Origin of the sequence: Peribacillus sp. NPDC097198 (assembly GCF_044762055.1) — a bacterium.
In the GTDB taxonomy this organism is placed as follows: domain Bacteria; phylum Bacillota; class Bacilli; order Bacillales; family DSM-1321; genus Peribacillus.
On sequence record NZ_JBIWDO010000001.1, the window covers coordinates 50,153 to 62,564 of the forward strand.

9 protein-coding genes are annotated in these 12,412 nt (G+C 41.3%); 3 read left to right on the top strand and 6 right to left on the bottom strand.

What is annotated here, in order from left to right; all coding sequences use genetic code 11:
- Window positions 1-241: 241 nt before the first annotated feature.
- The 4 genes from ACIQXQ_RS00255 to ACIQXQ_RS00270 form a co-directional block, all read right to left on the bottom strand.
- Window positions 242-1,369 carry an AbrB family transcriptional regulator gene (locus ACIQXQ_RS00255; protein ID WP_402954207.1) on the bottom strand — a complete coding sequence of 376 codons (1,128 nt, stop codon included), beginning with the start codon at window positions 1,367-1,369 and terminating at the stop codon, window positions 242-244.
- Between the two features lie 66 nt (window positions 1,370-1,435).
- Window positions 1,436-2,206 carry a class I SAM-dependent methyltransferase gene (locus ACIQXQ_RS00260; RefSeq protein WP_402954210.1) on the bottom strand — a complete coding sequence of 257 codons (771 nt, stop codon included), beginning with the start codon at window positions 2,204-2,206 and terminating at the stop codon, window positions 1,436-1,438.
- A gap of 96 nt (window positions 2,207-2,302) precedes the next feature.
- Window positions 2,303-3,811: an FAD-dependent tricarballylate dehydrogenase TcuA gene (gene tcuA / locus ACIQXQ_RS00265; protein WP_402954213.1), complete on the bottom strand. Its 1,509-nt coding sequence runs from the start codon at window positions 3,809-3,811 to the stop codon at window positions 2,303-2,305.
- A gap of 158 nt (window positions 3,812-3,969) precedes the next feature.
- Window positions 3,970-4,827: a LysR family transcriptional regulator gene (locus tag ACIQXQ_RS00270; RefSeq protein ID WP_402871202.1), complete on the bottom strand. Its 858-nt coding sequence runs from the start codon at window positions 4,825-4,827 to the stop codon at window positions 3,970-3,972.
- Window positions 4,828-5,230: 403 nt separating this feature from the next.
- On the opposite strand from ACIQXQ_RS00270, the gene ACIQXQ_RS00275 reads away from it, so the two are divergent.
- Complete coding sequence (locus ACIQXQ_RS00275) at window positions 5,231-6,562, top strand: CitMHS family transporter (RefSeq protein ID WP_402954216.1); 1,332 nt, start codon at window positions 5,231-5,233, stop codon at window positions 6,560-6,562.
- Between the two features lie 82 nt (window positions 6,563-6,644).
- On the opposite strand, the gene purT is transcribed toward ACIQXQ_RS00275, so the two are convergent.
- Both purT and katA read right to left on the bottom strand, forming a co-directional pair.
- Window positions 6,645-7,802: a phosphoribosylglycinamide formyltransferase 2 gene (gene purT / locus ACIQXQ_RS00280; protein ID WP_402954219.1), complete on the bottom strand. Its 1,158-nt coding sequence runs from the start codon at window positions 7,800-7,802 to the stop codon at window positions 6,645-6,647.
- Window positions 7,803-8,623: 821 nt separating this feature from the next.
- Window positions 8,624-10,078, bottom strand: coding sequence for a catalase KatA (gene katA, locus ACIQXQ_RS00285; protein ID WP_402954222.1), 1,455 nt, complete (start codon window positions 10,076-10,078; stop codon window positions 8,624-8,626).
- Window positions 10,079-10,606: 528 nt separating this feature from the next.
- Between katA and ACIQXQ_RS00290 the strand changes: the two genes are divergently transcribed.
- Both ACIQXQ_RS00290 and ACIQXQ_RS00295 read left to right on the top strand, forming a co-directional pair.
- Window positions 10,607-10,939: a phage holin family protein gene (locus ACIQXQ_RS00290; protein ID WP_402871190.1), complete on the top strand. Its 333-nt coding sequence runs from the start codon at window positions 10,607-10,609 to the stop codon at window positions 10,937-10,939.
- A 217-nt stretch (window positions 10,940-11,156) separates the two neighbouring features.
- Entirely contained in the window at window positions 11,157-12,302 is a 1,146-nt protein-coding gene (locus ACIQXQ_RS00295; RefSeq protein ID WP_402954225.1) for an endonuclease, read from the top strand.
- Window positions 12,303-12,412: the final 110 nt, after the last annotated feature.

Genomic DNA, 12,412 nt, shown 5'->3' on the forward strand with positions numbered 1-12,412 from the left:
ATGGGGGTTTTATGTAAATGAATAGTAAAGAAAAGGAAAATAGGTAGAGAATGAATAGGTTCAGGGGACTGCTACAACAAAGACAAATTCCGCCACTTCAAAAGAAGTCTTCCAGTTCATGAAAGAAAGCACACACTAAAAAAAGACCGCCACAGAAGAGGCAGTCCATGCTGGATTATTCTTCCCCTTCGAGTTGGGCTGGGCGTCATCAGTCAAAACATAATTATTGATAGCGTAAACACTATGCTGATAAATCGGGATGTCCATTTTTTTGCATCGCTCGTTGATTCAGTAATTTAAATAATGGCGGCAATGTCACATACACCATCAACACCCTGAGTACCTGAACAGCAACGACAAACATCGGGTCGGATTCGAGGGCTACTGAAGTGGCGGTCATTTCCGCAACTCCTCCAGGTGCAAAGGCCAATGAAGTAGTCATAAAGGACATTCCAGTCATTCTGGAATCGATATATGCACAAAGGATCATCATGAATATAAAAGCAACGGTACTTAATGAAGAGACGACCAGAATTTTTTTCATTCCTACGAACATTCCCCTATTGAACTTGGATCCCACACTTGCCCCAATCATAATTTGTGAAACAATCATGATGCTATCTGGCCACCAGGCAATCAAATCCACCCCGGCAATGAGTGAACCGGAAGCTTGAAAAAATGCAACCGTCAACATACTGCCTACTAGCCACGGCGCAGGTAACTTGAGGATTTTCCCGACATGGAAACCACCCCAGGCAGCGAGAGCCAGCACAAGCGTCCATCCTATTTCAACTTTATTAAAACTTTCCACCCCACCGAAAAAACGAGCCGGAGTTGAGGCTAATGGATTAGCTCCAAGTACAAAGAAAGGTACAATCATGACAACCAAAAAAATCCGGATGGTTTGTATGATCGTCACAACTCCGGTATTGGCCCCTGCTTCCTGAGCCATTCCTGGCATAGCTGAAAGACCTCCCGGTGCCGTAGAAAAGAAACTCGTCAGCATATCCATTTTACATAACTTGTACAAAAGAAAACCGGAGCCTAAAGAAAACAACAACGATAAAGCCAAGACGATGATGATCGTGATGCTATCTTCCATGAATATTCTCAACACGGAAAGGTTGAGTTGTAAGCCCAATTCAATGCCGAGCAGGCATTGTCCTGTTCTTAACCAAATTTGCATGCTATTCGATTGACTATCAGGTAACTTCAAGAAAGCTGGCTTCCAAAAAGAAAGCAGGGCGGACATCAACAGGGATCCGATCATCCATCCGATGGATAATCCCGTTGACGCCAGAAAAGCCCCTCCTAGGCCGCATAGTATCACTAGCCAAATGCCTTTCATTGTATCTACTAATCGCTCCATTCGATGACCTTCCCACTTTTATTTTTCATCTTTTCGTACAAATCTCAAAGAAACGAACATACCTGTTCACTCTTTCCTTGCCACTAATAACATCGCCTGCCCTTGGAAAGAGAGAACTTGGTTTTCAACAACCTCGATTGAAAGAAAATCGGTTGTTTCCTTTTCAGCCGCAATCATATAGGCCATCAATTCATTTTGTTCCTTTTCAGGAAGCTGCATCATTTCACACCACTTCTTAAATTCGAACTTTTTTTTGAATGTCGTAAAACTTTCAATAATAAAGCCTGTGTTTTCAATAAGTGAAATCCATTCAGTTTTTTTATAGGCCCTGTAATGGCTAGGATCCCTTTTCTTTTCTATATAGTTATAAAAGTGATCGTATTCATCCTTTTCGGCTGCAACGTTATCTATTAGGAGGAAAAGGCCATTTCTTTCTAAGACCCGGTTTGACTCCATTACAAATCGGTTTATGTTCGGGAAATGGTGGGGTGCAATCCGACATGTAACCGTCCCAAATGATTGATCGGAAAAAGGGAGCTGCTCGGCATCTCCTTGAACAAACGATACATTTCCAATGCCATTTGAGGTGATGAATTTCTCTGCTTTCTCTAACATTTCAGGGGTCAAGTCAAGAGCGGTCACTTGTTTAAATAGTGGAGCTAAAGCTTTGACCACATGACCGCCTCCCGTTGCGATATCCAAAAGGTTATCCTTTCTGTTCTTTTCCACGATCTTTATAAGTAAATCCAGATCTTCTCCACTCGCATGCGTTTTGCTCGTCACATAGTTGGCAGCGTTTTTCCCAAATTGGGAAAGAACTTGATCTTTTTCTCCCATCTTAAAACCTCCTTCTTCTCGCTTCCTTTCCAAATAAAGAAAACCGAATTTTCTAATATAGAAAAAGTCGGCTTCCTTATCTTCATCCATTATTCTTTACTGAGTAACCGTGTCTCTTCGATTTTCCAAGGCATACGAAGCGGCAGATGTTCCTGCAAGTTTACCATATACAGAACCTGACATTAACCCAGATCCGCCTGGATAGTTTTCGTAGAAAATCCCTCCGACCATTTCACCCGCAGCGAACAATCCCGCAATAGGTGCTTCCTCTTCATTCAATACCTCGCCTACCGTGTTGACATGTATTCCACCAAACGAAAAAGTGATTCCACATGTTACCGGGAAAGCATAAAATGGACCTTGTTCAATGCGAAGTGCCCAATTTGATTTTGGTGGGGTAATTCCATCCGTTCCTTTACCGTCTTTTTCCGTAGGATTATAATTTCCTTCTTGTACAGAATGGTTATACTCCTCAATCGTTTTCAAGAATTGTGCTTGATTGACCGGCAGCAAATTAGCAAGTTCTTCGAGCGTATCCGCCTGATAAATGGTAGCCTCTTCAAGGTCATACTCTTTACGCAGATACGGTCGCACCTGAGAATCATAAATCTGATAGGCTACATGATCAGGCTGTTTCAAGATTTCCCTTCCATACTTGGCATATGTATAGTTTCGGAAATCCGCACCCTCATCGACAAACCTGTTTCCATCTTTATTTAGCATGATGCTTAAAGGATAAGAATGTTTTTTGAAGATGTCTCCTGGTTTCGTAAAATCACCGACTTTTGGAGCATTATAATCCGTCCCAATTGAATGGCAGCCGGACCATTGCCCATATTTCTGTGCTCCTACCGCCAAAGCCATAGTTAACCCGTCTCCAGTATTATATTCCGTTCCTCTCACAATAGCCGCATTCCATTCCTCACCGATAAATTCGCTCCGTAGCTTTTTATCTGCTTCAAATCCTCCACACGCTAAAACGATGCTTGTCGTATTGATCGTTAGCTCCTTGCCTTCTTGCTGTACAACGATTGACTTGATCTGATTATTCTCGAGCTTCAGCTCGGTAGCGCGCGTCTCGTACCAAACCTCTATGCCAAGTTCTATCACACGTTCATTCAGTTTTCTAATCAGCCCTACACCTTTATCATTGGTTTTTAACGGAAGACCACCCCAAAATATCCGTTTGCCGTCTTTTTCAAAAGATTGATTTTCATAATTAAGTTCAAATTCAATGCCATGGCCCTGCATCCATTGAATGGTTTTATAGGATTGAGTAACCAATTGCTTCGCCAATTGAGGATTACTCTGTCCTTTCGTAACCCTCATGAGATCATCATAGTATTCTGTTTCACTATAAACGGGCACATGAATTTTCTCGGCTTCCTCGTCAGTGATAGAAGGAATGATTTTTCTGATATCATCCAGACCATTATAAGCAGTGCGAATGGCTCCATCCGTAAAGAATGAATTTCCACCTCTCTTTTGCTTCGGTCCTCGCTCGAGTACTAGTACGCTTGCGCCTTTTTCTCTAGCTGCTATAGCTGCACATAAAGCGGCATTTCCCGCTCCTACTACTATTATATCGAAATTAGATTGAACCATATATCTTCCTCCTAACAATTTTTTACTTGAGCTAAGCTTAATACACTTCAAAAAATAAATGAAATATATAAATTTAGCTTAAGTCGATAAAAAATATTTATAACCAAACAAAAAAAAGACTTAGGATGGAGTCATTCCATATCCCTAAGCCCGTTTTATTATCTTTCCTTAACAAGGAAATCCACAAAAGCTTTTACTACCGAAAGATTTAAAAAATTGGCATCGTACATTAACCACGTGTTCCGTTGCAAAGGTGTTCCCTGTTTATCTTTTAAGCATAACTTATGTAGAAAATCATTGGGCTGTAGAGACATCTCCGGGATTATTGCCACCCCTAATTCATTTTTGACCATTTCCTTGCATGTCTCCAGCTTATCTACTTCCATGGTGATACGAGGTGGAGACGAAAACTGATCATGCCACCAATCACTGATTAAATTTTTCAATGAGTTGTCGGTATGATAATTAATGAACGGCAAGCTCGGCAGCTCCTCTATCGTAATCTCTCTTTTCGAAATCAGATATAACCTCTCTTGGGATAATAGGGACTTTTCTCCCTTCCATTGATAGTTGTTCCGCACGATCCCCACATGTACCTTTGACGAATCCAGGAGGCTCATGATTTCGGTACTCCATCCCGTATTTAAATTAAATTGTATATCTGGATATTGCTTCGAAAATCTTTTCAAGATTTCAGGCAACTTATACCGTGCAAAATTACTGGAAACACCTAAACGCAACGTTCCATTGATTCCATCATTCATATTCATCACATGGTCTTTCGTTTGTTGCAATTTCCTTTGCATTTCCTCGGCGTACTTGACTATATAGTCACCCTCAGAGGTAAAATCGATCCCTTTCTTCGTCTTGAAAAATAAAGCTACGCCAAACTCTGCTTCTATATTCTTTAATCGATAGCTTAAAGCTGGCTGCGATATATATAGTCGTTCTGCCGTGCGTGTAATGCTTTTCTCCTCATGAAGTATGTTTAAGAAAATCCAATCCTTTTCATCCATTCGAACCCGCCTTTTCTAATGTTATAATTTGTATTTATAAGATATTAAAGAAAGTATACATTGAATTTATGAGTTTATCGAATACCCTTTCCTCTCTTTCGACTTCTTCCAAGCCTAAATAGTTTAGTATGCTTTAGCGTTACTTCCTCCTTTAGGTACCAAAAAAGAACCCCTGACATTCCCCTTAAGATTGTGATGAAGTACATAGGTTATAAACTTTTTTAATGACAAATTGAAAAAAATATATATTTAACTTATTAACTTTCCTGTATTACTATTTAACAAAGATAACCAATAACAACATTGAGGTGATGCAAATAGGAATTTTTGAAATTAATTTTCTGAATAATCAATCAAGAAAAGTCTTTATTGTAAGCGTATTCAAAAGGAGGGGAACCGTCCATTGCTAACTATATTAGGAGTTTCCATGGTTACTATCTTTACATATTTGATTATGACCAAAAAGATGTCACCGATTGTGGCTTTAACACTTATACCTATCATTTTCGCTATAATTGGTGGCTTTGCTTCTGATATCGGTCCCATGATGCTTGAGGGGATAAAGCTCGTTGCACCTTCAGCCGCTTTATTATTATTCGCTATATTGTTTTTTGGAGTGATGATCGATGCTGGGTTATTCGACCCGCTTATCGCAAAAATATTACAGATCGTTAAACGGGACCCTGTCAAAATTGCGATAGGGACAGCCATTCTATCCCTCATGGTAGCATTAGATGGGGATGGCACAACCACATATATGATCGTGGTTTCAGCCATGCTTCCTCTTTATAAACGAATTGGCATGAATCCTTTGATAATGGCCACTATCGCTATGCTCTCCTTAAGTGTAATGAGTGGCATGACACCATGGGGAGGCCCCGCTACACGGGTCATAGCTGTTTTGGGTCTTGATGCTTCAGAATTCTTCGTTCCCCTCATACCAACAATGATCGGGGGAGCTTTATGGGTGACCTTCATTGCTTTTTTACTCGGAAAAAAAGAACGCAAACGGCTTGGAAGTATCCCTTTCCCATACGCAGCAGAGGATTCTATCGCTCAATCTGAGACTGCCGCTACTATAGAAGACACTCTCATTAAAGAAGAAAGCGATATAAAAAGGCCTAAGTTATTGTGGGTAAATCTCTTGATCGTCCTATCCATCATGACTACTCTTATACTGAACCTACTGCCTGCTCCCGTATTGTTTCTGATTGGCTTCATCCTTGCCCTGCTGATAAATTACCCAGACTTAGAGAAGCAAAAAGAACGGATGCTAGCTCACTCAGGTAACGCTCTAATCGTGGTCATCCTTGTTTTTGCAGCTGGCGTTTTTGCTGGAATTTTATCCGGAACAAAAATGGTGGACGCAATGGCCAACACCTTGGTTTCCATCATTCCGGAATCTTTAGGCGCCTTCTTCCCTTTAATCGTAGCGTTTACCAGTATGCCTTTTACTTTTGTATTATCAAACGACGCCTATTATTTTGGAGTCCTGCCCATCCTTGCTGAAGCGGCCTCCGCGTATGGGATTGCCCCTATTGAAATTGCCCGGGCTTCCATATTGGGCCAACCCGTTCACTTAATGAGTCCATTAGTTGCTTCGACCATTTTATTAGTCGGCATGATTGGGAAAGATATAGGTGACCATCAACGTTTTGCTTTAAAATGGGCCATTCTTTCATCCCTGATTCTCACTGGATTGGCGATATTGACTGGGGCCATATCCTTCATGTGATACACATTTTTTAACTATTACATCCATCTACCAATAATAATCCTTAAGCAAAAGCACTCCATTCCTGGAGTGCTTTTGTGTTTTATTTTTCAACCTTCATGTAACTCAGTGCACGGGTTGCGGCTTCCCTCGCCGTTTCGACAGAATCAGCTGTGGATAATGCAACAGCAACCCTTCTGCCAACCTTCGTGACCGGTTTTCCGAAAACGCGCACCTGCGTATTCGGTTGAGCCAAGGCTTTATCTACCCCGACTATAGAATATTCTGATAACTCAACCGGTGCTTTCAAGGGACGGCTTGCTCCTGGGGTGATCAGTGTGATTTCAGGGATCGGGAATCCTAGAATCGCACGGGCATGAAGGGCAAACTCCGATAGGTTTTGGGTGACCAATGTTACTAATCCTGTATCATGCGGACGTGGGGAGACTTCACTGAAATAGACCTTATCCCCTGAAAGGAATAACTCCACTCCAAATAATCCATATCCACCAAGTTCATCTGTAATCTTCTTGGCAATCCTTTTTGCTTCGATGATTTGTCCTTCCGTCATAGCATGTGGCTGCCAAGATTCTATATAGTCCCCGCCCTCCTGGACATGACCGATTGGTGCACAAAACATCGTTCCGTTAACGGCACGGACAGTTAGCAACGTAATTTCCGAATCAAAGCGAATGAACTCTTCAATGATCACTCTTCCATTTTGGACCCGGCCACCTTCCATCGCTATTTTCCAGCAGGCTTCCAAATCATCTTTTGAACGACAAACGCTTTGCCCTTTACCAGAAGAACTCATTAGCGGTTTCACGACATTAGGAAAACCGATTTCTGTAGCAGATGAAACAAATTCTTCATATGTATTGGCAAATCGATAAGCTGCCGTTGGTAACTTTAGCGTTTCAGAGGCCAACCTTCTAATTCCTTCACGATCCATCGTCAATTTAGCCGCTCTTGCATTTGGGATAACCGCGAACCCTTCTTCCTCCAATTTAAGCAATTCGGAAGTGGCGATGGCCTCAATTTCCGGCACGATTAAATCAGGTTGTTCTTTTTCAACAACTTCCCTAAGCTGCTTCTCATCCAACATATCAATCACATAACTTCGATGGGCCACTTGCATGGCAGGTGCATGTTCATATCGATCGACTGCAACGGTATCAATACCAAGCCGCTGTGCTTCCAAGATGACTTCCTTGCCTAATTCTCCTGAGCCCAATAATAAAACCTTTTTAGTTCTATACATATTCCACTTCTCCCCCTCCATGTGTTCAAAACCATTATATACGAACTATATACTAATAAAAACATATTTCGTTCGCTTTTTATTTTGATTTTCATCTAAAACTCTTGATTTCATATAAAATATTTTGTTTTTTAATCATAAATCTTTATAAACAAAGGAAGATACCATTTGATTGGAGGACGGAATGCCAAGTACGCTCAGTGAAATCAGCACCGTTCTTTACAGAATGGAGGAGTGATATCTTATACATGTCGAAATTTGTACTACGATACTTTTTGATAATGTAAGCGCTTTCCTTTATAATGTAAGTAGGTTGGATGGCATGCGTGGCCGTCAAAGTATTCGGCGTAGGCGGGGCCAATACTAGCGTTAAAAGTAGGAAAACACTTTTAACGCACAACTATTAGCACTCCTTGGATAAGGGCTGTTAAAGATTCTTAACAGTTACTTGTTAGATATATGCACCATACATAGTCATGGACAAGGGTTGTCTAAAATGCCCTCGTCTTTGCAGCAGCCCTCATCGTTTCAGTCTAATAGTTTATAAGATTAAAAGCTCTTCCACTGAAAAATCAGAGAAGAGCTTTTTCGTTTGTACCTAACATTCTAGTTCCTTCCCCATCTCATCCAGGATGGTCAAGACTTGCAAAAATCCAATAGCAGACCATTTAAAAACACAAGCTGAGACTGTAGATGATGCATGTGCTGTGATTGACATGAACTGTATACCGACATCTCCAACTAGGTAGGACCTTCGCTTAATACGAAAAAACAGGCATCCATTGCACTAATGGATGCCTGTTTAGATGTTGATTCTATTCTTAGACTTCTTGCGGTACAGCTAATCCAAGACCTTCAGCAATACGTGTTCCGTATTCTGGATCGGCTTTGTAGAAGTGTCCGATTTGACGAAGTTTAATTTCTTCTAATTCCACTGGTTTCATTGCACCCACGACATTTTCTACAAGACGTGTTTTTTCTTCGTCGCTCAACAGGCGATATAGATCTCCTGCTTGAGTGTAGTGATCATGATGATCATAGGCAACCTGAGCAGCTTGTCCAGACACTTCAAACGGCGCAAGTTTGTTTTCGTTTGATTCAGCTGGTCCCCCAAAGCTATTTGGTTCGTAATAAACGGAACCTTTCCCATTATCATCGGCACGCATGAAGCCATCGCGTTGATATGTGTTTGCTTCCACTTTCGGACGGTTAACCGGAAGTTGGTTATGGTTAGCACCTACACGATAACGATGGGCATCGCCATAAGCAAATAAACGGCCTTGAAGCATTTTATCTGGAGAAGCTTCAATTCCAGGTACGAATGTTCCTGGGGAGAATGTTGCTTGCTCTACTTCAGCAAAATAGTTTTCAGGATTTCTGTTCAATTCCACGCGGCCAAGTTCGATTAATGGATAATCTTTTTGCGACCAGACCTTAGTCACATCGAATGGGTCAAAGCGGTATGTGTCCGCGTCTTCCAAAGGCATGATTTGTACGCATAATTTCCAAGCCGGGAAATCACCTTTTTCAATCGCGTTGAATAGATCTTCCGTATGGTAATCAGGGTTTTCACCTGCAAGTTTAGCAGCAAGGTTCACATCAAGGTTTTTGATGCCTTGCTCTGTTTTAAAGTGGTATTTCACCCAAACAGCTTGTCCTTCTTCATTCACCCACTTGAATGTATGGCTTCCGAATCCATGCATATGGCGCCATGTTGCTGGAATCCCACGGTCGGACATCAGCGTAGTTACTTGGTGAAGTGATTCTGGTGAATGAGACCAGAAATCCCATACGGCAGTCGGATTTTTCAAGTGTGTTCTAGGATCTCTTTTTTGTGTGTGGATGAAATCAGGGAATTTGATTGCATCACGGATGAAAAATACAGGTGTATTGTTCCCAACGATATCGTAGTTTCCTTCTTCTGTGTAGAATTTGACCGCGAAGCCCCTTGGATCACGTAATGTATCGGCAGAACCAAGTTCCCCAGCTACCGTTGAAAAACGGATGAACATCTCCGTTTCTTTCCCTACACCATTGAATACTTTGGCCTTCGTATATTTGGACAAATCATTCGTAACGGTAAAAGTACCAAATGCGCCACCGCCTTTAGCATGGACGACACGTTCAGGAACACGTTCACGATTGAAATGTGCCAGTTTTTCTAATAAGTGAACATCTTGTATAAGCACTGGTCCACGTGACCCAGCAGTAATTGAATTTTGGTTATCGCCAACCGGGGCACCCCAGCTAGTTGTCAGGTTTTTCTTATTCGACATAAATGAACCACCTCTTCATTAGTTTTAATATACATATAATAATATAGTTTCTTAGAAAAAAATCAATACTTATTTATAATAATTTTAATATAATAATAAGATTCAATAAGCATAATTTCTTTTCTAAATGCTAGTAAAGTATAAAATATGTAGGGGAAATGAGGTATTATGCATTTATTTAGGTATTCACTATCTATATATTGGTATAACTCCAGCGGTGGCGCATTCTCTTTATTCTTGCTTTTTTATCAATTATAAGAAAAATATAATAGTAATCGAGAATAATAGAGGGTGAAATTGGAAGCGTTATCAATTAAGATGCTTCGCTTTCTCTCATTTTATAGGAAATCAGCCTGTTTAATCAGTGAAAATTCTGTGAATTTTACTTTCACGTGTACCCATTCGCCAAACAGTCGAAAGATGCCTCTAAATATAGAAGATTTTTTGTGCCAATTCAGCAAATTCCCCCCTGATTTGCATGAGGTTTTAGTATAATAAGGAATGCATATAGTGTTTTAGGAGGTTTCCATGAATATAATCATGCGTTTTCTTGCCAATGGGCTGATATTACTTTTCATAGACTGGCTTCTCGACTCCATCACGATAAAATCTTATGGCACAGCTTTGCTGGCTATCTTCATATTATCGATTATGAACATGTTAGTTAAACCCATTCTACAGCTCATCACTTTACCAATCACGATCCTGACATTCGGATTGTTTTCCTTCATCATCAACGCTTTCACTTTTCTGATTACGTCGTATGTGGTCAGTGGTTTTGTCATTCATTCTTTTTGGGGCGCGCTCATCGGTTCGTTTTTACTAACCATCAGTCAAAGTTTACTCGTCAAAAAAGAGTAGGAACACTCGTCAGTCGACATGCTGACGATTTTTTTATCTCGTGACTTTTTCCATAACACCGTTCGATATTTCCTGGGCTATTTCCCTAATTTTTGCAAATTATCACTAGCAGTATTCACTCATTTTCGAAAAACAAAAAGGGAATGGAACCACCTTTGCATAAGTTTATCCATACATACGCTAAAAACAGGTATGAATCGACTTATGGAGGAATGACATGTACACCAATCGTAAACCAAGAATTCTTCTGTCCCTCATGCTCGTGCTCGCTTTCCTTATTCCAGCTTCATCCTTAGCCGCAACCGGGGATGGAAGCCCATCTTCTCCTTACTCCGTCTCTCAGGCTTTCGTAAACCAAAATAGTTCCATTCGTACTGTCAGTGGCTTTGTAATCGGCCAGCCCACTTCAGCCACTAGCGTCGAGTTCAGCAACTATCCAAGTGATTATGCGCTGGCAATAGCTGATAGTTCCTCGGAAACAAACGTATCGAATATGCTTTTTGTCCAAATTCCCTCCTCCTTCCGTTCTGAATTCGGATTGCAATCGAATCCTGATTTAAAAGGTCAAAAAGTCACCATAACCGGAACACTGACTTCCTACTTTTCTCATTCTGGCTTGAAGGACCCCTCAGTCATGGTGAAAAACGGGAGCACTCCAGACTCAGGAACTCCGAATACCGGATCATATTATGACTCGGCTACCGGAAAAACCGGGCGTGCTCTAAAAGATGCCCTCCATGAAATCATTGATGACCATACGAAAATTTCCTACGCAAATGTGTGGGAAGCCTTGCGAGAAACCGATGAAGATCCAAACAACTCCAATCATGTCATTCTTCTATATACAGGGCGTTCACAGGCAAAGACCACCAATGGTGCAGGCGTGAATGACTGGAACCGTGAGCATGTCTGGGCAAAATCCCATGGCGGATTTGGGACATCCATGGGTGCTGGCACCGATTTACATCACTTGCGGCCGACCGATGCGTCCGTCAATAGTACGCGCAATAATCTCGACTTTGATAATGGGGGATCCGAACATTCCGAAGCCAAAGGGAACTATTACGACTCCGATTCATGGGAACCACGGGATAAGGTGAAAGGAGATGTGGCGCGGATGCTCTTCTATATGGCGGTGCGCTATGAAGGAGAGAACGGTGAAGTCGATTTGGAATTGAATAACCTAGTCAACAACGGCTCAGCTCCATATCATGGGAAACTGGACGTGTTGCTTGATTGGCATGAACAAGATCCAGTCGATGCATTTGAACGAAATCGAAATGAAATCATTTATAACGACTACCAACATAATCGAAATCCTTTCATCGATCATCCCGAATGGGCTGCTTCCATCTGGGAGTAATGAAACCGGCTGCCCATTTCCTAAGGGCAGCCTTTTTCATACAGGCATCAAGTAGTAAGAAAAATTAGTTAATTAACTTTCGCTAAATAACAATTACCTTACAAACTTCA